Here is a 24845-nt window from a genome sequence, read left to right as displayed (position 1 = left end):
ACACCAAAGAGCGAATGGTAACATGTCATCTGAAAACGCCGAATTACGAAAAGTCGGTCTGAAGGTTACTCTGCCAAGGGTCAAGATCTTCAATATCCTTGAGAATGCCGAAGAACATCACCTGAGTGCTGAAGACGTTTATAAAAAGCTGCTGGACCAGGGCGATGACGTGGGCCTGGCGACAGTCTACCGGGTGCTGACCCAGTTCGAAGCTGCAGGCCTCGTGTTGCGTCATAATTTCGAAGGCGGTCACGCGGTGTTCGAGATGGCCGGCGATGATCATCACGACCACATGGTCTGCACCCAAACTGGCGAAGTTGTTGAGTTCGTCGATGAGGTTATCGAGGAGCGCCAGCAGAAGATTGCGGCAGAGCACGGCTATGAGATTGTCGATCACAGCCTGATCCTTTACGTGAAGCCACTGAAGTCCGATAAGAAGTAAAAAAAAGGGCCAGCGACAAGGCTGGCCCAGAAGCTCTCCGAAACGAGAGGGGGATTAGTGATGGGTTGCCTGGCCCTTTACAAACATCTCCCGGGCATGGGCTATGGTCTGTTCTGTCATGTCCACTCCGCCAAGCATCCTTGCAACTTCGCTGATCCGGCCCTGGTCATCCAGGGATTCGATGCGTGAATAGGTCGCGTCTTTTTCCGTAAATTTGCTGACGAACAAATGCTGATGGCACTGGGCCGCCACCTGCGGCAGGTGCGTGACGCACAGTACCTGGCCATTCTCGCCGAGTGCTCTCAGCAGGCGGCCTACGACCTCCGCGGTGCCGCCACCGATGCCGACATCCACCTCATCGAATACCAGAGTCGGTGTGGTGGAGGTTTGTGCCACAACCACCTGAATGGCCAGGCTTATGCGGGAAAGTTCACCGCCGGAAGCCACCTTGGCCAACGATCGGGCGGGTTGGCCCGGGTTGGCACTCACCAGGAATTCCACCTCTTCCATGCCGTGAGGGGCAGGTTCGTCATCACTGTTCCGGCTCAGGTGGCTGACAAACTGCACCGATGGCATGCTCAATTGTGCCAACTCCCGGGCGATTCGCTGGTCGAGCTCCATGGCGGCATTCCGGCGTGTTTCTGTCAGTTTGGTGGCCAGGGCGTCAAACCGTGCCCGCAGGTTTTCCAGCTCGGCCTGAAGCTGTTCCAGGCTGCCTTCACCGCCATCCAGTTCGGCCAGCTCCTGGCTCAGGCGTTGATGCAACTCCGGCAACTCCTCCGGGGTGATCCGGTGTTTGCGTGCCATCTGATAAATGGCGCTGAGCCGTTCTTCCACTTCGTTCAGTCGGACCGGGTCGGCTTCGTAGTCGTCTACGAAGCGGCGCAGGTTGTCGCCGGCTTCTGAAATCTGAATCTGTGCTTCGTTCAGCATCTGGATGGTGTCGGTCAGTGCCGGGACATCAACCGGCAGTTGCTCCAGTTGGAGCAGTGCCTGGCGCACCAGGTCTGCGGCCGAAACCTCATCTTCAGTGCATAGCAGGGCGGCCTGGTGGCTGCTGTGAAGTACGGCGTCGGCCTGGCTGAGCTGTGCCTGTTCGGTTTCCAGGGTTGTCTGTTCGTCCTCGCCCAGCGCCAACCTGTCCAGCTCTTCCACCTGATAGCGCAGCAGCTGCAAACGGGCCTCGGCCTCATCAGCATTGTGCTGGCGTTGCAGTAGTTTCTGGCGCGTCTGGTGCCAGGCTTTCCATGCAGATCGGGTTTCGTCGGCCAGGCTTTCCGCGCCGGCGAACTCGTCCAGCAGCTTTCGGTGGGTTTCCTTGCGCAGCAGGGATTGATGCTGGTGCTGACTGTGGATATCCATCAGCAGGCTGCCCAGTTCTTTCAATTGTGACAGCGGGCAGGGCTGGCCATTAATGAATGCCTTGGAGCGGCCGTCCTTGCTGATGGTCCGGCGCAGGATGCAATCGTCCTTGTCGTCCAGCTCATGGCTGTCCAGCCAGGACCGGGCTTCGGGGATGCGGGATATATCGAAGCTGGCGGTAATGTCGGCACGCTTGGCGCCATGGCGAACGGCGCCGGCATCGGCCCGGCCACCCATGGCCAGCCCCAGGGCATCGAGTACAATCGACTTGCCGGCGCCGGTTTCACCGGTCAGGGCTGTCATACCGCGGTTGAACTGCAGTTCAACCCTTTCTGCAATGGCGTAGTTCGATACCGTGAGTTGTGTGAGCATGCCGCAACCTCCGCTCGTTCTTGAGCAAGTGATAACTCTGACCACTGTTCGTTCATACAGTTGCTGTGAATATATACAGGGTTTTTCCGGTTTGCAAACAGGAATTGATGAAAACATCAAAGATTGCGTGGGTGACGGTTGAAACCCGGGAAGCGGGCCCCATATCGGTTCGCAAAGCGATTCTTTCCTGCTTTCTGGACAAGCGGGAGTGGTTATTTCTGCAGGCCTTCGTGGCCGTGAAAACGTTATCAGGAGTTGTCATGAGTGCTGACGAAAAGCGCAACGAACAGGTAGAAGAACGCAACGAGGCAGCAGAAGCTGCGGCGGAAGAGCAGGCTGCAGGTAACCAGGATGCCGAGCAGTCACCGGATCAGGGCTCCGAGCTGGATGTGCTGCAGCAGAAACTGCAGGAGTACCAGGAGCAGGCCTTGCGGGCACAGGCGGAGATGCAGAATGTCCGTCGCCGGGCCGAGATTGATGTGGAAAAAGCTCACAAGTTTGCGCTCGAGAAGTTTGTGAAAGAGCTGTTGCCGGTGGCCGACAGTCTGGAGAAGGCGGTCGAAAGCACCGAGGGTCACGAAAATGCAGGCGAGCTGGTTGCGTCCATTCGCGAAGGTGTGGAAATGACCCTGACGCTGTTCATGAACAGCCTGAAGAAATTCAACGTTGAACAGCTCAACCCGGTGGGTGAGCCGTTCGATCCGCAGCAGCACGAAGCCATGTCCATGGTGCCGGCGCCGGATGCCGAGCCTAACAGCGTGGTTGCGGTTGTGCAGAAAGGTTATCTGCTTAATGGCCGGGTGGTTCGTCCGGCGATGGTCGTAGTGGCCAAGGCAGAAGATGCGCCAAAAATCGACGAGCAGGCTTGAAAAGTCGAGCAGAGCGCCAATATAGCGATTAAACAGCAAAGGCCGGGGTAGGCATTCTCCGGAACAGCATTCAGAAAGATTTGGAGTGATTCGATGAGCAAGATTATTGGTATCGACCTGGGAACCACAAACTCCTGTGTGGCGATCATGGATGGCGACAAGGTAAAGGTGATTGAAAACGCAGAGGGTGATCGCACCACCCCGTCCATCATCGCCTACACCGATGACAACGAGACTCTGGTTGGCCAGTCAGCCAAGCGTCAGGCGGTGACCAACCCGCACAACACTCTTTACGCCATCAAGCGTCTGATTGGTCGTCGTTTTGAAGATGACGTGGTTCAGAAAGACATCAAGATGGTGCCCTACAAAATCGCCAAGGCAGACAACGGTGACGCCTGGGTTGAGGTAAAGGGTCAGAAAATGGCGCCGCCGCAGGTGTCTGCAGAAGTTCTGAAGAAAATGAAGAAGACTGCAGAAGACTACCTGGGTGAAAAGGTAACCGAAGCGGTGATCACCGTGCCTGCGTACTTCAATGACAGCCAACGCCAGGCGACCAAGGATGCTGGCAAGATTGCTGGCCTGGAAGTGAAGCGGATCATCAACGAGCCGACTGCTGCGGCCCTGGCTTATGGCCTGGACAAGAAGAGCGGTGATCGTACCGTTGCTGTGTACGACCTGGGTGGTGGTACTTTCGATCTGTCCATCATCGAAATTGCGGACGTAGACGGAGAGCACCAGTTCGAAGTACTGGCCACCAACGGTGACACTTTCCTGGGCGGTGAAGACTTCGACCTGAAAGTGATTGAATATCTGGCCGACCAGTTCAAGAAAGACAGCGGCATCGATCTTCGCGGCGACTCTCTGGCCATGCAGCGTCTGAAAGAAGCGGCCGAGAAGGCCAAGATCGAGCTCTCCAGCAGCCAGCAGACCGACGTAAACCTGCCGTACATCACTGCAGATGCGTCTGGTCCCAAGCACATGAACGTGAAGCTGACCCGTGCCAAGCTGGAGTCGCTGGTGGAAGACCTGGTTCAGCGCAGTCTGGAGCCCTGTAAGGTTGCTCTTCAGGATGCGGGCATGAAGGCTGGTGAAATCGACGAGGTTATTCTGGTCGGTGGTCAGACCCGTATGCCGCTGGTGCAGGAGAAAGTAAAAGAGTTCTTCGGCAAAGAGCCGCGTAAAGACGTGAACCCGGACGAGGCTGTAGCCATGGGGGCAGCGATTCAGGGCGCGGTACTGTCTGGCGACGTGAAAGACGTACTGCTGCTGGACGTAACCCCGCTGACCCTGGGTATCGAAACCATGGGTGGCGTGGCCACTCCGCTGATCGAGAAGAACACCACGATTCCGACCAAGAAATCGCAGACCTTCTCTACAGCGGATGACAACCAGACTGCAGTGACCATTCACGTGGTTCAGGGTGAGCGTAAGCAGGCGGCACAGAACAAGTCTCTGGGCCGTTTCGATCTGGCCGACATTCCGCCGGCACCGCGCGGTGTGCCGCAGATCGAAGTAACCTTCGATATTGATGCCAACGGTATCCTGAACGTGTCTGCCAAAGACAAGGCGACCGGCAAGGAACAGTCCATCGTGATCAAGGCCTCTTCTGGTCTGAACGATGACGAGATCGAGAAGATGGTTCGCGATGCCGAGGCCAATGCCGAGGAAGACCGCAAGTTCGAGGAGCTTGTCCAGGCCCGTAACCAGGGTGATGCCATGGTACACGCCGTGCGCAAGACCTTGAGTGAAGCCGGTGACAAGGTCTCCGACAGCGAGAAGGAGTCCATCGAGGCCGCCATTAAGGATCTGGAAGAGGCCCTCGAGGGTTCTGACAAGGAAGCGATCGAAGCCAAGACTCAAAAGCTGACCGAAGTGTCCTCTGAGCTGGCTCAGAAGATGTACGCGGATCAGGCCGACCAGGCTCAGCAGGCCGGTGGCCAGGAAGAAGGTCAGGCCAAGAGTGCTGACGACGCCGTCGATGCCGAGTTCGAGGAAGTCAAAGACGACGACAAGAAGTAATTCCGAGGTACATCAAGTAGTTGGGGAAACGCGGGCCGGGCTCGCGTTTTCCTCGTTATAAAAACAGGGTTTTGAAGCATGGCCAAGCGCGATTATTACGAAGTACTCGGGATCTCCCGGGATGCGGACGAAAAGGAAATTAAGCGGGCGTATCGAAAGCTCGCGATGAAGTACCACCCGGACCGTAACCCGGATGACAAAGATGCCGAGAACAAATTCAAAGAGGCCAGCGAAGCCTACGAAATCCTGGCGGACTCCAGTAAGCGCGCCGCCTACGACCAGTTTGGTCATGCCGGCGTAGACGGTCAGGCTGGCGGCGGCTTTGGTGGCGGTGGCGCCAGCTTCTCCGACATCTTTGGTGATGTGTTCGGTGACATCTTCGGTGGTGGTGGCCGTGGCCGAACCACCCGCGGTGCAGATCTTCGCTACACCCTGGAGCTGGATCTGGAAGAGGCCGTTAAGGGCAAAACCGTCAAGATCAACATCCCTGGCCATAAAGAATGTGAAGCCTGTGACGGCAGTGGCGCTGAAAAAGGCTCTCGCCCGGAAACCTGTGGCACCTGCCAGGGCATGGGTCAGGTCCGGATGCAGCAAGGCTTCTTCACCGTACAGCAAGCCTGTCCTACCTGTCGTGGCTCCGGTCAGATCATCAAGAACCCGTGTAAGAGCTGCCATGGCCAAGGTCGGGTGCGCCAGGAGAAAACCCTCTCCGTCAAGGTGCCGCCAGGTGTTGATACTGGCGACCGTATTCGCTTGTCCGGCGAAGGTGAGATGGGTGTAGATGGAGGGCCTCCTGGAGACCTTTATGTACAGGTCGCCGTTCGTGAGCATTCCATTTTCACCCGTGACGGTCGCAATCTTTACTGCGAAGTGCCCATCAGCATCGTCGACGCCACCCTCGGTGGCGAGCTGGAAGTACCAACGCTGGATGGTCGGGTAAAGCTCAAGATTCCGCCTGAGACCCAGACCGGCAAACTGTTCCGTCTGCGCAACAAAGGCGTCAGCCCGGTCCGCGGTGGCCCGGCCGGTGATTTGTTGTGCCGGGTGATTGTGGAAACGCCGGTGAACCTCACCAAACGCCAGAAAGAACTGCTGGAAGAATTCCAGCAAACCCTGGATGGTAACAACGGAACTCATCATGCCCCCAAGAAAACCTCATGGTTTGAGGGTGTGAAAAACTTCTTCGACGAAATGAAATTCTGAGGGTAGAGCAGATGAGGGTAGCGATCATCGGCGCCGCCGGGCGCATGGGTAAAGTGCTGATCGAAGCTGTCGACGGTACCGAAGGCCTTGAGCTCGGCGCTGCCATCGTCGAGCCGGGCAGCAGTCTGATTGGCGCCGACGCCGGTGAAATGACCGGCATCGGCAAAACCGGCGTAAAAATGGCCGCCAGCCTGGACGACGTCAAAGACGACTTCGACGTACTGGTGGACTTCACCTTCCCGGACCTGACCCTGGAAAACGCGAAGTTTTGCAGCGCTAACGGCAAAATGCTCGTGATCGGTACCACCGGCATGACCGACGCCGAAAAAGAGCAACTGGCCCTGGCCGCCGAAAACACTCCGGTCGTTTTTGCGCCCAACATGAGCGTGGGCGTCAATGTCGTCCTCAACCTGCTGCGCACCGCCGCCGCAACCTTGGGTGATGACTACGACGTGGAAATCATCGAAGCCCACCACCGCCACAAAAAAGACGCCCCCTCGGGCACAGCCCTGCGTATGGGTGAAGTGGTGGCTGATGCTCTCGGTCGCGACCTGAAAGAATGTGCGGTCTATGGCCGCGAAGGCTTCACCGGCGAACGCACCCGCAAGGAAATCGGCTTCGAGACCATCCGCGCCGGCGATGTGGTGGGTGACCACACCGTTCTGTTCGCCACCGAGGGCGAGCGCATTGAGATTACCCACAAGGCGAGCAGCCGGATGACGTTTGCTAAAGGCGCCATGCGTGCGGCGTTGTGGCTGAAGGGTAAGGCGGCAGGTCTTTACGACATGCAGGATGTTCTGAACCTGAAAAGTTGAGGTTGAGCTACATACTCAGAGGCTGCGGGAGCAGGGCACCTTCCCGAAAATTTCGAAGGCCATGGATGGCCGGAGAGAAGCGCACATGGAAGTGCTTGTAGCGGTTTTCGGGAAGGTGCCCTGCTTCCGTGGCCGGAGTTTGCGTCAGGCCGAGAGCAATTCGGCGTGGACAAAAAACGCCAAAATCGCTTACAATAAGGCGATTTGACTGCACCAAGCGTACCTTTGAAAAGTTTATAAAAGCGGGACCGGGTTTTTACCTTGTCTCGCTTTTTTGCAACCTGAGATTATGCGCTTGCGTTCCTGTTCGTGACGAACTTACGCCACTCGATGAGGATACAAGCCTTGAGCACACCAGCAATCCTTGCACTCGCAGACGGAAGCCTCTTCTACGGCACCGCCATCGGCGCAGACGGAGAAACCAGCGGCGAGGTAGTTTTCAACACTGCCATGACCGGCTACCAGGAAATCCTGACCGATCCGTCCTACTCCCGCCAGATCGTTACCCTGACGTATCCGCACATTGGCAACACCGGTGTTAACGAAGAAGACGTAGAATCCGACCGCATCCAGGCCGCTGGCCTGATCATCCGGGATCTGCCCCTGCTCGCCAGCAGCTGGCGAAACAAGGGTAGCCTTGATGACTACCTGCGAAGCAACAACATTGTTGGCATTGCGGACATCGACACCCGCCGTCTGACCCGCATCCTCCGGGACAAGGGCTCCCAGAATGGGGCCATCGTCGCTGGTGAAAACGCTACTGCCGAACGCGCACTGGAACTGGCTAACGCCTTTCCCGGCCTCAAAGGCATGGACCTGGCCAAAGAAGTCACCTGCAGCGAAGCCTACCAGTGGAATCAGGCCGAGTGGGATCTGGTAAGCGGCTACAGTGACCGCTCCGAAGGCAAATTCAAGGTGGTGGCCTGGGATTACGGCGTAAAATACAACATTCTCCGCATGCTCGCGGCCCGCGGTTGCGAGATCACCGTCGTGCCCGCGCAAACCCCGGCCTCTGATGTGCTGGCGATGAATCCCGATGGCATCTTCCTGTCCAACGGCCCGGGTGACCCCGAGCCCTGCGACTATGCTATCAAGGCCATTCAGGAAGTGCTGAAAACCGAGATTCCGGTATTCGGCATCTGCCTGGGCCACCAGCTGCTGGCCCTGGCCAGTGGTGCAAAAACCATGAAAATGGGTCACGGCCATCACGGTGCCAACCATCCGGTGCAGGACATTGCCAAAGGCACTGTGATGATTACCAGTCAGAACCACGGCTTTGCTGTGGATGAAACAACCCTGCCCGCCAATGTGGAAGCGACTCACAAATCGCTGTTTGACGGCACTCTGCAGGGCATTCGCCGCACCGATAAGCCGGCCTACAGCTTCCAGGGTCACCCGGAAGCCAGCCCGGGCCCCCACGATGTGGCTCCGCTGTTTGACGAGTTTATCCAGCTGATGGAAGCGCGATCTGCCTGAGGGCAAGGCCATCAACGATAGCTCACCGGCGCTGAATACCGCGCTGCAAGAATTCAAAAGTTGCTGACAGGTTTACCAAGACATGCCAAAACGTACCGACATTAAAAGCATCCTGATCCTGGGCGCCGGCCCCATCGTGATCGGGCAGGCGTGCGAATTCGACTACTCCGGAGCCCAGGCCTGTAAGGCGCTGCGCGAAGAGGGCTGCCGGGTGATCCTGGTGAACTCCAACCCGGCCACCATCATGACCGACCCGGCCATGGCCGATGCCACCTACATCGAACCGATCACCTGGAAGACGGTCGAAAAGATCATCGAAAAGGAAAAGCCGGACGCCCTGCTGCCCACCATGGGTGGTCAGACTGCACTGAACTGTGCGCTGGACCTGGAAAAGCACGGCGTGTTGGAGAAGCATAGCGTTGAAATGATCGGCGCTAACGCTGACACCATCGACAAGGCCGAAGACCGCGACCGCTTCGACAAGGCCATGAAGAAAATCGGTCTGGAGTGCCCGCGCGCGGCCATCGCCCATTCCATGGACGAAGCCTGGAAGATCTCCGAAGACATCGGTTTCCCGTGCATCATCCGTCCATCGTTCACCATGGGTGGTTCCGGCGGTGGTATCGCCTACAACAAGGACGAGTTCGAGGAAATCTGTACTCGTGGCCTGGACCTGTCGCCGACCAACGAACTGCTGATCGACGAATCCCTGATCGGCTGGAAAGAGTACGAGATGGAAGTTGTTCGCGACAAGAACGACAACTGCATCATCGTCTGTGCCATCGAGAACTTCGACGCCATGGGCGTGCACACCGGTGATTCCATTACGGTGGCCCCGGCCCAGACCCTCACCGACAAGGAATACCAGATCATGCGGAACGCCTCCCTGGCGGTCCTGCGGGAAATCGGTGTGGAAACCGGCGGCTCCAACGTCCAGTTCGGCATCAATCCGGACACCGGCCGCATGGTCGTTATCGAGATGAACCCCCGGGTGTCCCGTTCCTCAGCGCTGGCGTCCAAGGCCACTGGCTTCCCGATCGCCAAGGTGGCGGCCAAGCTGGCCGTGGGTTACACCCTTGATGAACTGCAGAACGAAATCACCGGCGGCGTCACCCCGGCCTCGTTCGAGCCGTCCATTGATTACGTGGTTACCAAGATTCCCCGGTTTACCTTCGAAAAATTCCCCCAGGCCGACGCCCGCCTGACCACCCAGATGAAGTCTGTGGGTGAGGTTATGGCCATTGGTCGGACCTTCCAGGAGTCGGTGCAAAAGGCATTGCGTGGCCTGGAAGTGGGTTCCGAAGGCTTCGATGAAAAGCTGGAAGATCTGGACTCCGAAAACAGCCGCGAAACCCTGACCCGGGAGTTGAACGTGCCTGGTGCCGAGCGAATCTGGTACATTGGCGATGCCTTCCGCGCCGGCATGACCGTGGACGAAGTGTTCCGCCATACCAAGGTAGACCCCTGGTACCTGGTGCAGATCGAGGACATCGTGCGCGAAGAACAGGCCCTCAAGTCGGCCGGTAAGGCCGATATCGACAAGGCCACCCTGTTCCGCCTCAAGCGCAAGGGCTTCTCCGATGCCCGCCTGGCCAAGCTGCTGGGCATTTCCGAAGTCAGCCTGCGCAAGCTACGCCATGATCTTGGCATCCGCCCGGTGTACAAGCGCGTGGATACCTGTGCGGCGGAATTTGCCTCCGATACCGCCTACATGTACTCCACCTATGAGGAAGAGTGCGAGGCAGAGCCGAGCGATCGCGAGAAGATTGTGGTCATCGGCGGTGGCCCCAACCGCATTGGTCAGGGCATCGAATTCGACTACTGCTGTGTGCACGCGGCCCTGGCCATGCGCGAGGATGGCTACGAGACCATCATGATCAACTGCAACCCGGAGACCGTGTCGACCGATTACGACACCTCCGACCGGTTGTATTTTGAGCCGATCACCCTGGAAGACGTTCTGGAAATCATCAACGTCGAGAAACCCAAGGGTGTGATTGTCCAGTACGGCGGTCAGACTCCGCTGAAACTGGCCCGTGGTCTGGAAGCCGCCGGTGTGCCCATCATCGGCACCAGCCCGGACGCCATCGACCGCGCCGAAGACCGCGAGCGCTTCCAGCAGATGATCCAGCGCCTGGGTCTGAAGCAGCCGGAGAACGCCACCGTGCGCAGCCACGAGGAAGGCATCGTGGCGGCCCGCGAGATTGGCTACCCGCTGGTGGTGCGCCCGTCGTACGTACTGGGTGGCCGGGCCATGGAGATCGTCTATGACGAAACCGAACTGGTGCGCTACATGCGTAACGCGGTGCTGGTCTCCAATGACAGCCCGGTTCTGCTTGATCACTTCCTGAATGCTGCCATCGAGGTGGATATCGATGCCATCAGTGACGGCACTGATGTTGTGATCGGCGGTATCATGCAGCACATTGAGCAGGCCGGTGTTCACTCCGGTGATTCCGCCTGCTCCCTGCCGCCCTACAGCCTGAGCAAGCAGGTGCAGGACGACATGCGCGAGGCCGTGAAGAAAATGGCCATCGAGCTGGATGTTATCGGCCTGATGAACGTGCAGCTGGCCTATCAGGATGGTGAGATCTACGTGATCGAAGTGAACCCCCGGGCTTCGCGTACCGTGCCGTTCGTGTCCAAGGCCATTGGGGTGTCGCTGGCGGCGGTCGCGGCCCGGGTTATGTCCGGCAAGAGCCTGAAAGAACTGAACTTCACTCAGGAAATCGTGCCGACCTACTACGCGGTGAAAGAGTCGGTGTTCCCGTTCAACAAGTTCCCGGCCGTGGACCCGATCCTCGGGCCGGAAATGAAATCCACCGGTGAGGTGATGGGCCTGGGCGACAGCTTTGATGAAGCCTTTGCCAAGGCCGCTCTGGCCGTGGGTGAGCGCTTGCCGGCCCAGGGTGTGGCCTTCATGTCCGTGCGCGATGTCGACAAGCCGGGTGCGGCCAGTGTCGCCCGCGACCTGGTGGATGCTGGCTTCAGGATCATTGCCACCACCGGCACCGCCAAAGCGCTGGAGGCGGAAGGCATTGCCGTTGAAAGGGTGAACAAGGTTCGTGAGGGTCGCCCGCACATTGTCGATGCCATCAAGAATGGTCAGGTTCAGCTGATTATCAATACCACGGAAGGTCGCAAGGCGATTTCTGACTCGGCGCAGATTCGCCAGTCTGCCTTGCAGACCAAAGTAACCTACACAACCACACTGGCAGGTGGCGAAGCTTTCTGTCGGGCCATCAAATTTGGCCCGGAACGCACCGTTCGTCGCCTCCAGGAACTACACGCAGGAAAGTAAGGCTATGGCTGACAGAGTACCGATGACCAAGACGGGCGAAGCCCGTCTGCGTGAGGAGCTGAAAAAGCTGAAGTCCGAGGATCGGCCGCGGGTGATTGCGGCCATTGCCGATGCCCGTGAGCACGGCGATCTGAAGGAAAATGCTGAGTACCATGCGGCCCGGGAGCAGCAGAGCTTTATCGAAGGTCGCATCCAGGAAATCGAAGGCAAGCTGTCCGTGGCCCAGGTGATTGATGTGACCACCATGGAGAACACCGGCAAGGTGATCTTTGGTACCACCGTGCATCTGGTTAACATGGAAACCGACGAAGAGGTTACCTACCAGATCGTGGGTGAAGATGAGGCGGACATCAAGGCGGGCAAGCTGTCGGTGTCCTCGCCGATCGCCCGCGCACTGATTGGTAAGAACGAAGGGGATGTGGTGGCGATCCGCATCCCCTCAGGTACCGTGGAGTACGAGATTTCCGAAGTGGAATATATCTGACTCGGTTGTGCTGATCGGGCACAAAGAAAAAGCCGGCACTGGGGAACCAGTCCGGCTTTTTCGCGTCTCAGCTTACGCTTATTTGTTGCGCAGCAGATTCGACAGCTTGGGGTTCGGTTTCTTCGCACGACGCAGAATGACGGCGATTTTACCGATCGTCTGGACCAGTTCGGCGCCGGAGCTTTCGCACAGAGCCTGAATGGCTTCCTGGCGGACTTCGCGATCCTGGCTGGCGACTTTGATCTTGATCAGCTCATGGTCGTTCAGGGCACGGTCCAGTTCGTCCTGCAGCCCTTCAGACAGGCCTTTGTCGCCAACGATGATGACGGGCTTCAGGTTGTGGGCAATAGCCCGGTATTCCCGGCGCTGTTCCGGTGACAGACTCATGATGTAATCTCTTAATAGGTGCAATTAACAAAAGGTCAGCGGTGAATCCGCTGGCAACCACGTATAATTCAGCGATTGTAACAGATAGCGACTCATGACAAATGGCCGTATTCACTTACAGAGGGTGTTGTAATTCCGGTCATGGCGTCCCATATAGGTAGTATCGCGATCGGTTCCGGATGGGCCGTTTCTGGTTTACCGGCGTACAATTGGTGTAAGGTGTCGGAAAAGGGTTGGCGGCCTTCAGGCGCTGATCCTGCAATTCACAGGTGATGATCCTTGAACGATATGGCAAAAAATCTGGTTCTCTGGCTAATCATAGCCGCCGTGCTGCTGATGGTGTTTCAGAATTTCTCTCCCACCACCACCGGCCAACAAGTTAACTATTCCCAGTTTGTCGAGATGGTCCAGCAGGGCCAGGTACGGCAGGTGACCATTGACGGTCTGCAGGTGCAGGGTGTCCGCAACGACGGCTCCCAGTTCCAGAGCATCCGGCCGCAGGTGTCTGACAACAAGCTGATGGATGACCTGCTCGCCAACAACGTCGAAGTGATCGGCAAGGAGCCCGAGCGCCAGAGCCTGTGGACGCAGCTGCTGGTAGCCGCGTTCCCGATTCTGATCATCATTGCATTGTTCGTGTTCTTCATGCGCCAGATGCAGGGCGGCGGTGGCGGCAAAGGCCCCATGTCGTTCGGCAAGAGCAAGGCGCGCCTGATGAGTGAAGACCAGATCAAAACCACGTTTTCCGATGTCGCGGGTGTCGACGAAGCCAAGGAAGACGTGAAAGAGCTGGTGGATTTCCTCCGGGATCCGAGCAAGTTCCAGCGCCTTGGTGGTCGCATCCCGAAGGGCGTATTGATGGTGGGCCCTCCCGGTACCGGTAAAACCCTGCTTGCCAAGGCCATCGCGGGCGAGGCCAAGGTGCCGTTCTTCTCTATCTCCGGCTCCGACTTTGTGGAAATGTTTGTGGGCGTGGGTGCCTCCCGTGTTCGCGACATGTTCGAGCAGGCGAAAAAACAGAGCCCCTGCATTATCTTCATCGATGAGATCGATGCGGTTGGCCGTCACCGTGGTGCTGGTATGGGTGGTGGTCACGACGAACGTGAGCAGACCCTCAACCAGCTACTGGTGGAAATGGACGGCTTCGAAGGCAATGAAGGCGTTATCGTGATTGCCGCCACCAACCGTCCGGACGTACTGGACCCGGCACTGCTGCGCCCGGGCCGGTTTGACCGCCAGGTGGTGGTGAGTCTGCCAGACATCATTGGCCGTGAGCAGATTCTGAAAGTGCACATGAAAAAAGTGCCGCTGGCCGACGGTATTGATCCTGCGGTTATTGCGCGGGGCACGCCGGGCTTTTCCGGTGCCGATCTTGCCAACCTGGTCAACGAAGCTGCGCTGTTTGCGGCCCGTCGTAATCAGCGCCTGGTTTCCATGGAAGAGTTGGAGCTGGCCAAGGACAAGATCATGATGGGCGCCGAGCGCAAGTCCATGGTGATGAGCGAAAAGGAAAAGCGGAATACGGCTTACCACGAGTCGGGGCACGCGATTGTGGGCCGTCTGATGCCTGAGCATGACCCGGTCTATAAAGTGAGTATTATTCCTCGTGGCCGCGCCCTGGGCGTGACCATGTTCCTGCCGGAAGAGGACAAGTACAGCCATTCCAAACGCTATCTGATCAGCTCGATCTGTAGCCTGTTTGGTGGCCGTATCGCGGAAGAGCTGACCCTGGGCTTCGATGGTGTCACCACTGGTGCGTCCAACGACATCGAGCGGGCCACGAGCCTGGCCCGGAATATGGTGACCCGCTGGGGGCTGTCCGAGAAGCTTGGTCCTCTCCAGTATGACACAGACAGTGAGGAACCCTTCCTTGGTCGTTCTGCGGGGCAGGCGCACACGGTGTACTCGCCAGAGACTGCCCAGCGGATTGATGAGGAAGTTCGCAATATCATTGATGAGTGCTACGAGAAGGCCAAGCAGATCCTGATTGATAACCGGGACAAGCTGGACATGATGGCCGAAGCACTGATGAAGTACGAAACCATTGATCGTTACCAGATTGATGACATCATGGCTGGCAAGGAGCCTCGCCCGCCCAAAAACTGGGGTGACAGTGGTCCCGCCGGAGGCGTGAAGGCTGAAGAGCCTGAGCAGGCGCCGGAGCCCAGAAGCTCCGACGATGGCCGGCAGCCCGGCGTAGGGCGTCCTGCCGGCGAGCACTGACGCGCCGTCAAAGCCTGAGTAACTGAATGCGCCGCCCGGGCCCCCGGGCGGCGTTTGTTTTTGTCTCTCCGAAAACTCTGCCTGTGGAAGTTGCGTTATGAAAATGAACTTTGCCGGTCGCGAACTGGATCTGTCTCGTTGCCACGTGATGGGTATTCTGAATGTCACCCCCGATTCGTTTTCCGATGGCGGACGCTTTAATTCCAGAGAATCGGCGCTTGTGCGGGCCAGGCAGATGGTCAATGACGGCGCTTCTTTTATTGATGTTGGAGGTGAGTCGACTCGCCCCGGCGCAAGCGAAGTCTCGACCCAGGAAGAGCTTGACCGCGTATGCCCGGTGGTCGAAGCCATTGCCAAAGAGCTGGATACCGTGATTTCGGTGGATACCAGCAATCCTGTGGTGATGGCTGAAACCGCCCGGCTTGGTGCGGGACTGATCAACGATGTTCGTGCCCTGCAGCGCGAGGGTGCGCCGGAAGTGGCTGCAAAAGCAGGCATTCCGGTGTGCATCATGCATATTCAGGGTGAGCCGGATACCATGCAGGACGATCCCCGGTATCGTAATGTGCGTCGGGACGTCAGCTCTTTTCTGACGGAGCGTATGCGGGTGGCTGAGCAGGTCGGTGTTCGTGCCGATAACATTATTCTTGATCCCGGCTTTGGCTTCGGCAAGAGCGTGGAGCATAACTATCAGCTGCTCGCTACCCTTGAGCAGTTGCATATTCTCGGACACCCGTTACTTGTCGGGGTCTCGCGAAAGTCCATGCTGGGAGCGGTCACGGGTCGCGATGTGAATGAAAGGTTGCCGGCCAGCCTCGCTGCCGCGACAATATCGGCCATGAAAGGGGCGAGCATCCTCAGGGTGCACGACGTTAGGGAAACTGTGGACGCCGTCAGGATCGTAACGGCAGTGAAGGAGGCAATCTGATGACCCAGCGCAAATACTTTGGTACCGATGGCATTCGTGGCCGGGTCGGAGACAGTCCGATTACGCCGGAGTTCATGCTGCATCTGGGTTGGGCTGCGGGGCAGGCATTCAAGCGTGCGGGCCAGCGCAACAGCGTACTGATCGGCAAGGATACCCGTTTGTCTGGCTATATGTTCGAATCGGCGCTGGAGGCTGGTCTGGCCGCGGCGGGTGTTGATGTGAAGTTGCTGGGGCCGATGCCGACACCGGCGATTGCCTACCTCACGCGAACTTTCCGGGCATCTGCCGGAATTGTCATCAGTGCCTCCCACAACCCTCATCATGATAACGGCATCAAATTCTTTTCTTCTGCCGGTACCAAACTGGACGACGCACTGGAAGCCGAGATTGAGCGCTGGCTGGACCAGCCTATCGAAGTGTGTGAGCCGGAAGAGTTGGGCAAGGCGAGCCGGGTAGACGATGCGCCCGGTCGCTATGTGGAATTCTGCAAAAGTACCGTGCCAAACGAGTTTACTCTCGACGGCATGCACCTGGTGCTTGACTGTGCTCACGGTGCTACCTACCACGTGGCGCCCAAAGTGTTCCGTGAGCTGGGGGCGAAAGTGACGGTGATTGGCGCGGAGCCAGATGGCCTGAACATCAACCTGAATGTTGGCTCTACCCATCTGGGCGCGCTGAAACAGGCGGTTGCCGAGAAAAAGGCTGATCTTGGTATTGCCTTCGACGGTGACGGCGACCGGGTGTTGATGGTGGATCGTGATGGTTCCGAAGTGGATGGCGACGAACTGTTGTATATCCTGGCTTCCCAGCGCCAGGCAGAAGGACGGCTGAACGGTGGTGTGGTTGGTACGTTAATGACCAACCTTGGTGTTGAGTTGGCTCTGCGCGAAATCGGCGTCGAGTTCGAGCGGGCCAAGGTTGGCGATCGTTATGTGATGGAGCGCCTGTTGGCCAATAACTGGCTGATTGGAGGCGAGGGTTCCGGGCATATGGTCATCCGGGATTGCACCACCACGGGTGACGGTATTGTCTCTGCGTTGCAGGTACTGCTGGCAGTGCGGAAGTCCGGCAAGACCATGGGAGAATTACGGGCAGGTATGAGCAAGCTGCCGCAGAAAATGATCAACGTACGCGTTGCCGAACGGTTTGATCCGTTGGGTAGGGCGGATATTGTTGAGGCCATGGCGCGGGCAGAGGCTTCGCTGGGTGATGCCGGGCGCATTCTGCTGCGGGCATCCGGCACCGAGCCGCTGATCAGAGTGATGGCCGAGGGCCAGAGCGCGGACGATATTACCCGGGTAGTGGAAGAGCTTGCCCTGGTGGTGGAGCGCTCAACACCCTGATTTCGAAGGGTGGTTGTGTACCGCGGGTGACTGCTGTATAGTTCCGCCTCCCTTTTGCTCGGGACTGTCGAGGACAGAGATGCGTCGCAGAATTGTTGCCGGAAACTGGAAAATGAACGGGTCGAAAGATCTGGTGAAACAGCTGGTTGGCGCAGTTTGCGAGCAGTCCGGTAATGTTGGCAAAGATGTGGAGGTGGTTATTATCCCTCCTGCGATCTATCTGGGCCAGGTTGCCGAGCAGGGAGGCGGGCGGATCACTACCGGTGCACAGAACGTGTCCCAGTGGCAATCTGGCGCATACACCGGAGAAATCTCCGCCGAAATGGCCCGCGATATGGGGTGTGGTTATGTGCTGGTGGGGCATTCCGAGCGCCGGCAGTTGTTTGGTGAGACGGATTCTGTGGCAGCCGCCAAGGTTGAGCAGGTTCTGTTGAGTGGCTTGGTTGCGGTGCTGTGTGTAGGTGAAACGCTCGCGGAGCGGGAAGCCGGTCAAGCCGAAGCGGTGGTTGCCGAGCAGGTTCGCAGTGGGTTGTCAGTTGTGGCTGATGATCAGTGGTTCAGGGTTGTTGTGGCGTATGAGCCGGTCTGGGCTATCGGAACCGGAAAAACCGCGACGGCAGACGATGCCCAGGCCATGCATTCGGAAATCCGCAAGGTGCTGGATGGTATGAATGCACCGGCTAATGAGATTTCGGTACTTTACGGCGGCAGTGTAAAAGCGGATAATGCTGCCGCTTTGTTTGCAGAGCCGGATATTGATGGCGGTCTCATCGGTGGTGCATCGTTGAAGGCCGAAGAATTTATCAGCATTTGCCGGTCTTTCCCGGCAGGTGTCTAAGCCGACACGTTTACGAGAGTCTGTATGGATTGGTTGGAAACACTGGTAGTTGTTGTTCACGTCGTGATCGCCGTGTCGCTGGTGGGCCTGGTTCTGATCCAGCAGGGCAAGGGTGCAGACGCCGGAGCGGCTTTCGGTGGTGGTGCGTCCCAGACCGTGTTTGGTAGTCAGGGCAGCGGAAGCTTCCTGACGCGGATGACCACTTTTATGGCGGTTATCTTTTTTGTGACAAGTTTTTCGCTGGCAATTTTTGCCAAGCAGCGCGCCGAAGTGGCTGGCGAGGCAGGTATTCCGGTTGTTCAGGAATCGTCTCAGTCAGGTGCGCAAGCTGAGCAGGCTCCCTCTGCTGATGAGCCTGCAGCTAACAGCGAATCCGAGGGTGGGGACGCGCTCCCCGAACTCGAGTAAAGAATGATGCCCGGGTGGTGAAACTGGTAGACACGCCATCTTGAGGGGGTGGTAGCGAAAGCTGTGCCGGTTCGAGTCCGGCCCCGGGCACCATATTAAAAGAAGACGGCTTGGCAAACCCAGGCCGTTTTTTTTGGTCAGTCCTTGACCAGTCCGCGTGGCGTCACTATACTCCCGCGGATATTGGAGCCTGCGAGCATCGAGGCTTCCAGGCAGGCCAGGTGTCTGTCGGCAGAGCGCTTGAAAGGGTTGGCGCTTTGCGAATTCTTGCAACAAAAGGCCCCATGTTTCAGGGGCTTTTTGATTAAGGGGCCTGGCGCAAAGGGCCCTGGTGCATAAAAGGGCTGATTAACAGCCCTTTTTTTGTTTTTGTACCCTGAAAATTCGGAAACGGAGGCGGCGACACTTGTCAGCCAAACTGAAACAACTGGAAGACATCCTGCGCCCGGTGGTCGAGGGTCTGGGTTATGAGTTCTGGGGAATTGAATTCCGCTCCCATGGACACCATTCCAAGCTTCGGGTGTTTATTGATGATGCCGAGAACGGCATCGCGATCGACGACTGCGAGAAAGTCAGTCGTCAGGTCAGCGGGGTAATGGATGTGGAAGACCCCATCCAGACAGAATATACGCTGGAAGTGTCTTCGCCCGGTATGGACCGGCCGCTGTTCCGGCTGGAGCAGTACGAGGCATTTATTGGTCATAAAGTGCAGATCAAGCTGCGTATGGCGTTTGAGGGCCGGCGCAAATTCCTGGGCCTGATCAAAGGGGTGGAGGGCGACGACGTGGTAGTTGTAGTAGATGGCCACGAATACCTGTTGCCCTTCGACAGTATCGAAAAAGCCAACATCGTGCCGGTTTTCGAGTGACACATTCGAATAAATCTATAGATGTATCGTTTATTTTGAGGGCAGGGCAATCCCATGAGTAAAGAGATCTTGCTGGTAGTGGAATCCGTCTCGAACGAGAAAGGTGTCGAGAAGGATGTGATTTTCGAGGCGATTGAACTCGCACTCGCTACCGCTGCCAAGAAACGTTATGAAGACGAAGAGGCGGATATCCGGGTTGCCATTGATCGCCGCACCGGAGAATACGAAACCTTCCGCCGCTGGCTGGTGGTCGATAATGATGCCGTTCCTGCGTTGGGCACTGAGCTGACCCTGCAGGAAGCGGAAGAGATCGACACCAATCTGAAGCCGGGTGATATGTACGAAGAGAAGGTGGAGTCTGTGGCGTTCGGGCGCATTGGTGCCCAGGCGGCCAAGCAGATCATCTTCCAGAAAGTGCGCGAAGCCGAGCGCATGAAGATTGTCGACAGCTACCGCGATCGTATCGGTGAGCTGGTGTCCGGTACCGTCAAGAAGGTGACCCGGGACAATGTGATTGTGGATCTGGGTGGCAACGCAGAAGCTCTGCTTCCCCGTGAGCACCTGATTCCCCGTGAAACCTTCCGGATGGGCGACCGCGTTCGTGCTCTGCTGCTGGAGATTCGCACCGATCATCGCGGACCACAGCTGATTCTGAGCCGTACCGATTCGCAAATGCTGATCGAGCTTTTCCGCATCGAGGTTCCCGAGATTGCCGAGGAACTGATCGAGATTCGCGGTGCCGCTCGCGATCCGGGCTCCCGGGCCAAGATTGCGGTGAAGACCAACGACCGCCGTATTGATCCGGTTGGCGCTTGTGTTGGTATGCGGGGCTCCCGCGTACAGGCAGTGTCTAATGAGCTGGGCGGTGAGCGTGTGGATATCGTGCTTTACGACGATAACCCGGCTCAGTTGGTCATCAACGCGATGGCGCCTGCTGAGGTCGCCTCCATTGTCATGGATGAAGACCGTCACACCATGGATGTAGCCGTTGCCGAAGATAACCTGGCGCAGGCCATTGGCCGGAACGGCCAGAACGTTCGTCTGGCGACCGAGCTGACCGGTTGGACCCTGAACGTGATGACGGAAGAAGAAGCCGGTGAGCGCCAGGAGCAGGAATACAACCGCCTGCTTGAACACTTTACCGCTCATCTGGATGTTGATGAAGAATTTGCCGGTGTTCTTATCGAGGAAGGCTTTACCTCCATTGAAGAGGTGGCCTACGTACCGATGGAAGAAATGCTGGCGATTGAGGGCTTTGACGAGGAAACCGTCACTGAATTGCGCCGTCGTGCCAAAGACGTATTGCTGAACCAGGCGCTGGCCAGTGAAGAAGCCCTGGAGGGCGCTGAGCCCGAAGACGATCTTCTGAACATGGACGGCATGGACCGGGCGCTGGCATTCAAGCTTGCCGGCATGGGCGTGCGCACAATGGAAGATCTGGCGGAGCAGTCGATTGATGAGCTGCTCGAAATTGAAGGTATGGATGAAGAGCGTGCTGGTCAGTTGATTATGACTGCGCGCGCACCCTGGTTTGAAGACCAGGCCTGATTCGGGAGAGGAGGACCAGTATGGCTGAAGTAACGGTAAAACAACTGGCCGCAGATGTAGGCGCTCCCGTGGATCGTTTGCTGAAGCAGATCGTGGAAGCGGGCCTGAAAGCCCGCAGCGAAAACGACGCTGTCACCAGCGATGAGAAGCAGCAGTTGCTGGCCTATCTGAGAAAAAACCATGGCGAGGCGGAAGCTGAACCGCGGAAGATTACACTCAAGCGCAAGACCACGACGACGCTTAAGGCCGGCAAGGCCAAGACTGTCAACGTAGAAGTGCGCAAGCGCCGCACCTATATCAAGCGTGCAGAGCTGCAACCCGAACCGGAAGCTGAGGCGCCGGTAGCGGAAGAGCCGGTACAGGCACCGGCCGAAGAGCAGGCACCGGTGGAAGAAACGCCGAAGGTCGCAGCGGAAGCTGCACCTGCCGAAGCCCCCGAAACGGAAGCTCCGGCCGCAGCGGAAACCGAAGCCAAAGCTGCTCCGGAACCTGCTGCAGAATCCGCAGAGCCTGCCATCGCGCCGGAGGATATTCCCATGCCTCCGCCTGAGGATGAAGGTCGGGATCGCAAGCCGAAGAAGAAAAAAGAGAAGGTGCGTGAGCGCGGCGATGATATTGAAGAAGGCAAGCCGAAGAAGAAGCAGGCTGGCCATCGCGGTCCTCGCAGCCGTCCGGTAGAAGAACCGGTAGTACTGAGCGAAGACGAAGAGGAAACCACTCTTCGCAAGCCGCTGCGGGCCAAAAAGAAACCGAAAGAAAAGCGTCATGCTTTCGAGAGGCCCACAAAGCCCATGGTCAGAGAAGTACAGATTCCGGAAACCATCACCGTTGGTGATCTCGCCCAGCGCATGGCCGTCAAGTCCGCTGATGTTATCAAGACCCTGATGGGTATGGGGGTGATGGCAACCATCAATCAGGCGCTGGATCAGGAAACGGCGATCCTGGTTACCGAAGAGCTGGGTCACAAGCCCAAGGCGGTGAGTGAGGATGCCTTCGAAGAGGAAGTTCTGAGCGAAATCACCGGCCCGGATGAAGGCAAAGAGAAGATCAAGCGCGCGCCGGTTGTCAGTGTTATGGGTCACGTTGACCATGGCAAGACCTCGCTGCTGGACCATATCCGCCGCGCCAAGGTTGCTGCCGGTGAGTCCGGTGGTATTACCCAGCACATTGGTGCTTACCATGTAGAAACTGAACACGGCATGGTGTCCTTCCTGGATACCCCGGGCCACGCCGCATTTACCGCCATGCGTGCTCGTGGTGCCCAGTGTACCGACATCGTTATCCTGGTGGTGGCAGCCGACGACGGTGTTATGCCTCAAACCAAGGAAGCCGTTGAGCACGCCCGTTCTGCCGGCGTACCGATCGTGGTTGCCATCAACAAGATGGACAAGGAAGAAGCCGATCCGGACCGCATCAAGAACGAGCTTTCAGCTCTGGAAGTCATTCCGGAAGACTGGGGCGGCGACGTTCAGTTCGTGCCTGTTTCTGCACACACCGGAATGGGTATCGATGACCTCTTGGAAGCCGTCTTGCTGCAGGCTGAAATCCTTGAGCTGGAAGCGTCCCCGGATGCAGCGGCGAAAGGGGTTGTGGTTGAATCCAGCCTGGAACGCGGCCGTGGTTCTGTTGCTACCGTGCTGGTTCAGAACGGTACGCTTCGCCAGGGCGACATGGTGGTGGCCGGTTCCTTCTTCGGTAAGGTGCGCGCCATGACCGACGAAGCCGGGCGCCAGGTCAAAGAAGCCGGCCCGTCGATTCCGGTCGAGATTCTGGGCCTGAACGGCACGCCAGACGCCGGTGACGAATTCTTCGCTGTGGCAGACGAGAAAAAAGCCAAAGAGCTGGCTGAATTCCGTCAGACCCGCGAGCGTGAGCAACGTCTCCAGCGCCAGCAAGCTGCCAAGCTCGAGAACATGTTCGAGAATATGGGCAAGGACGAGGTCAAGACCCTCAACGTTGTGCTCAAGACCGACGTGCGTGGTTCTCTGGAAGCCATTACCAAGGCTCTGCAGGACCTGGGCAACGACGAGGTTCAGGTGAAAATTGTTTCGTCTGGTGTTGGCGGTATCGCCGAGACCGACGTCAGCCTGGCCATGGCCACCAACGCCGTTATTTTCGGCTTCAACGTGCGTGCGGATACCGCATCCAAGCGTCTGGTTGAGCAGGAAGGTCTGGATCTGCGCTATTACAGCATCATCTATAACCTGATTGATGATGTGAAAGCGGCTTTGACAGGCATGCTCAAGCCGGAATTCCGCGAAGATATCGTGGGCATTGCCGATGTGCGTGACGTATTCCGTTCGCCGAAATTCGGTCAGGTGGCTGGCTGTATGGTGACTGAGGGCACCGTATACCGTAATAAGCCGATCCGCGTACTGCGTGACAACGTGGTGATCTTTGAAGGCGAGCTGGAATCCCTGCGTCGCTTCAAGGACGATGTGGCGGAAGTTCGCAACGGTATGGAATGTGGTATCGGTGTTAAAGGCTACGACGTGAAAGTGGGCGACCAGATCGAAGTATTCGATCGCGTCCGTGTTGAACGTCAGCTTGAGTCCACGGGGGCCTGATGGCACGGGAATACAGTCGCGTAGATCGCATCGGCGATCAGATGCAGCGAGAGCTGGCGCAGCTGATCCAGCGCGAGGTGAAGGATCCTCGCGTTGGTATGGTCACGGTTAATGATGTGAAAGTCAGCCGTGACCTAGGCTATGCCGATATCTATATTTCGTTGCTGTCCACCGAGGAGCTCACCGAAGATTCACCCGAAGTGCAGGACTCCCTGACGGTGTTGAACAAGGCCTCCGGGTTTCTGCGCGGGCAGGTTGGTCGCGCCATGAAATTGCGTGTGGTGCCCCATCTGCGGTTTCACTTCGACAAGCTGTTGGGGCAGAGCCGCAAGATGGATCGCCTGATCCGCGAAGCGGTTGGCGACAAGCCTGCCGTGCCCCGGGACGATAATGATGACCCGGTTTCCGATAACCCGGAGCGTGACGCTTGAGCCGAAGACGCAAAGGCCGTGACGTAAACGGCATCCTGGTAATCGACAAGCCCCAGGGCGTTACCTCCAACGGGATTTTGCAGCAGGTCAAGCGCCTGTATGGTGCGGCGAAGGCCGGCCATACCGGTGCGCTTGATCCGCTCGCCACTGGCGTGCTGCCCCTGTGTTTTGGCGAGGCCACCAAGTTCTCCCAGACCATGCTGGACAGCGACAAGGCGTATATCACCACCGCTCGCCTGGGCATCCGGACAGAAACCGGAGACAGCGAGGGGGCTGTGGTGGAAGAAAAGCCTGTGCCGTCGTTGAGTGAAGACGAAGTGGAAGCCGTGCTGGCCCGTTTCCGAGGCGACATTCAGCAGGTGCCCTCCATGTACTCGGCTCTGAAGCATCAGGGCAAACCTCTGTACGAATACGCCCGCGAAGGTATCGAAATTGAGCGCCCGGCCAGGCCGGTGACCATTTACGAGCTCAAGCTATTGGCGGTTCGGGAACAGGAGTTGGATCTGGCGGTTACCTGTACCAAGGGTACGTATATCCGCTCACTGGTTGAGGATATTGGCGAGGTTCTGGGCTGCGGAGCTCATGTCAGTGCTCTGCGCCGTACCCTGGCCTCCGGTTACACCCTGGCAAATGCCCACGATGTCAAAGACCTGGAAGCCATGCGCGAGCGCGGGGAGAGCCTGGATGGCCTGCTGCTGCCGCCGGAAACCGCCCTCACCATGTTTCCCGAGTACCGATTGTCCGGCGTGCCGCTGGTATCGATCTTGAACGGACAACCGGTTAGAATACCGGGTCAGCCTTTTGAAGGTTTCGTCCGCCTGTATGGCGAGCATTCCTTCGTAGGGCTGGCAGAAGCATTGCCGGAAGGCGATGGCACTCAACTGGTGCCTCGCCGTCTGGTCAAGAACAGCAAACGGTAAACGCCTTTTGCTGATTAGCCGGGCTGTAGAGATGCGCGGTT

The 24845-nt window shown here is 57.7% G+C and carries 20 protein-coding genes and 1 tRNA gene; 19 read left to right on the top strand and 2 right to left on the bottom strand.

Going from position 1 to position 24845, the window contains the following annotated elements:
* Positions 1–22 precede the first annotated feature (22 nt).
* Positions 23–442 carry a ferric iron uptake transcriptional regulator gene (fur, locus tag OZ656_RS17445; RefSeq protein ID WP_014422607.1) on the top strand — a complete coding sequence of 140 codons (420 nt, stop codon included), beginning with the start codon at positions 23–25 and terminating at the stop codon, positions 440–442.
* A 54-nt stretch (positions 443–496) separates the two neighbouring features.
* Here the strand turns inward: fur and recN are convergent, their stop codons facing one another.
* A complete protein-coding gene (gene recN, locus OZ656_RS17440) occupies positions 497–2176 on the bottom strand; it encodes a DNA repair protein RecN (RefSeq protein ID WP_278351143.1) in 1680 nt (559 codons plus the stop codon).
* A 260-nt stretch (positions 2177–2436) separates the two neighbouring features.
* Between recN and grpE the strand changes: the two genes are divergently transcribed.
* From grpE to greA, 7 genes are all read left to right on the top strand, one after another.
* Complete coding sequence (gene grpE / locus OZ656_RS17435; protein WP_278351163.1) at positions 2437–3045, top strand: nucleotide exchange factor GrpE; 609 nt, start codon at positions 2437–2439, stop codon at positions 3043–3045.
* A 93-nt stretch (positions 3046–3138) separates the two neighbouring features.
* Positions 3139–5064, top strand: a complete 1926-nt coding sequence (gene dnaK / locus OZ656_RS17430; protein ID WP_023011656.1) for a molecular chaperone DnaK — start codon at positions 3139–3141, stop codon at positions 5062–5064.
* Between the two features lie 78 nt (positions 5065–5142).
* Positions 5143–6267, top strand: a complete 1125-nt coding sequence (gene dnaJ, locus OZ656_RS17425; protein ID WP_014422603.1) for a molecular chaperone DnaJ — start codon at positions 5143–5145, stop codon at positions 6265–6267.
* 11 nt (positions 6268–6278) lie between these two features.
* Positions 6279–7082: a 4-hydroxy-tetrahydrodipicolinate reductase gene (gene dapB / locus OZ656_RS17420; protein ID WP_023011654.1), complete on the top strand. Its 804-nt coding sequence runs from the start codon at positions 6279–6281 to the stop codon at positions 7080–7082.
* A 345-nt stretch (positions 7083–7427) separates the two neighbouring features.
* Positions 7428–8558 carry a glutamine-hydrolyzing carbamoyl-phosphate synthase small subunit gene (gene carA / locus OZ656_RS17415; protein WP_278351146.1) on the top strand — a complete coding sequence of 377 codons (1131 nt, stop codon included), beginning with the start codon at positions 7428–7430 and terminating at the stop codon, positions 8556–8558.
* A gap of 82 nt (positions 8559–8640) precedes the next feature.
* Complete coding sequence (gene carB, locus OZ656_RS17410; protein ID WP_379944744.1) at positions 8641–11859, top strand: carbamoyl-phosphate synthase large subunit; 3219 nt, start codon at positions 8641–8643, stop codon at positions 11857–11859.
* Positions 11860–11881: 22 nt separating this feature from the next.
* The gene (greA, locus tag OZ656_RS17405; protein ID WP_031210355.1) at positions 11882–12343 is read left to right on the top strand and encodes a transcription elongation factor GreA; all 462 of its coding nucleotides are present in this window, start codon (positions 11882–11884) and stop codon (positions 12341–12343) included.
* A gap of 78 nt (positions 12344–12421) precedes the next feature.
* Here the strand turns inward: greA and yhbY are convergent, their stop codons facing one another.
* A complete protein-coding gene (gene yhbY / locus OZ656_RS17400; RefSeq protein WP_011786768.1) occupies positions 12422–12730 on the bottom strand; it encodes a ribosome assembly RNA-binding protein YhbY in 309 nt (102 codons plus the stop codon).
* 279 nt (positions 12731–13009) lie between these two features.
* Here yhbY and ftsH point away from each other — a divergent pair, with 279 nt between their 5' ends.
* From ftsH to truB, 11 genes are all read left to right on the top strand, one after another.
* The gene (gene ftsH / locus OZ656_RS17395) at positions 13010–14953 is read left to right on the top strand and encodes an ATP-dependent zinc metalloprotease FtsH (RefSeq protein ID WP_181800037.1); all 1944 of its coding nucleotides are present in this window, start codon (positions 13010–13012) and stop codon (positions 14951–14953) included.
* A gap of 97 nt (positions 14954–15050) precedes the next feature.
* A complete protein-coding gene (folP, locus tag OZ656_RS17390; protein WP_014422597.1) occupies positions 15051–15881 on the top strand; it encodes a dihydropteroate synthase in 831 nt (276 codons plus the stop codon).
* A complete protein-coding gene (glmM, locus tag OZ656_RS17385) occupies positions 15881–17224 on the top strand; it encodes a phosphoglucosamine mutase (protein WP_011786765.1) in 1344 nt (447 codons plus the stop codon). The genes folP and glmM overlap by 1 nt, the downstream gene beginning before the upstream one ends.
* A gap of 79 nt (positions 17225–17303) precedes the next feature.
* Positions 17304–18062 carry a triose-phosphate isomerase gene (gene tpiA / locus OZ656_RS17380; protein ID WP_278351148.1) on the top strand — a complete coding sequence of 253 codons (759 nt, stop codon included), beginning with the start codon at positions 17304–17306 and terminating at the stop codon, positions 18060–18062.
* A gap of 24 nt (positions 18063–18086) precedes the next feature.
* Positions 18087–18470, top strand: coding sequence for a preprotein translocase subunit SecG (gene secG / locus OZ656_RS17375; protein WP_278351149.1), 384 nt, complete (start codon positions 18087–18089; stop codon positions 18468–18470).
* Between the two features lie 8 nt (positions 18471–18478).
* Positions 18479–18563 (top strand) — tRNA-Leu (locus OZ656_RS17370).
* Between the two features lie 313 nt (positions 18564–18876).
* Positions 18877–19338: a ribosome maturation factor RimP gene (gene rimP / locus OZ656_RS17365; protein WP_278351150.1), complete on the top strand. Its 462-nt coding sequence runs from the start codon at positions 18877–18879 to the stop codon at positions 19336–19338.
* Between the two features lie 54 nt (positions 19339–19392).
* Positions 19393–20886 (top strand): transcription termination factor NusA, encoded by a 1494-nt coding sequence (gene nusA / locus OZ656_RS17360; protein WP_011786761.1) that lies wholly within the window; start codon positions 19393–19395, stop codon positions 20884–20886.
* Between the two features lie 20 nt (positions 20887–20906).
* Positions 20907–23453, top strand: a complete 2547-nt coding sequence (infB, locus tag OZ656_RS17355; RefSeq protein ID WP_014422593.1) for a translation initiation factor IF-2 — start codon at positions 20907–20909, stop codon at positions 23451–23453.
* Positions 23453–23884 (top strand): 30S ribosome-binding factor RbfA, encoded by a 432-nt coding sequence (gene rbfA / locus OZ656_RS17350; protein ID WP_011786759.1) that lies wholly within the window; start codon positions 23453–23455, stop codon positions 23882–23884. The genes infB and rbfA overlap by 1 nt, the downstream gene beginning before the upstream one ends.
* Entirely contained in the window at positions 23881–24804 is a 924-nt protein-coding gene (truB, locus tag OZ656_RS17345; RefSeq protein WP_278351151.1) for a tRNA pseudouridine(55) synthase TruB, read from the top strand. Before rbfA ends, truB begins: the two co-directional genes overlap by 4 nt.
* The last annotated feature ends 41 nt before the right edge of the window (positions 24805–24845 follow it).

Source organism: Marinobacter sp. LM1 (assembly GCF_042763285.1).
GTDB lineage: Bacteria > Pseudomonadota > Gammaproteobacteria > Pseudomonadales > Oleiphilaceae > Marinobacter > Marinobacter nauticus.
Note: the sequence above shows the minus strand (reverse complement) of the source record. Positions and strands in the feature narration are given on the sequence as shown.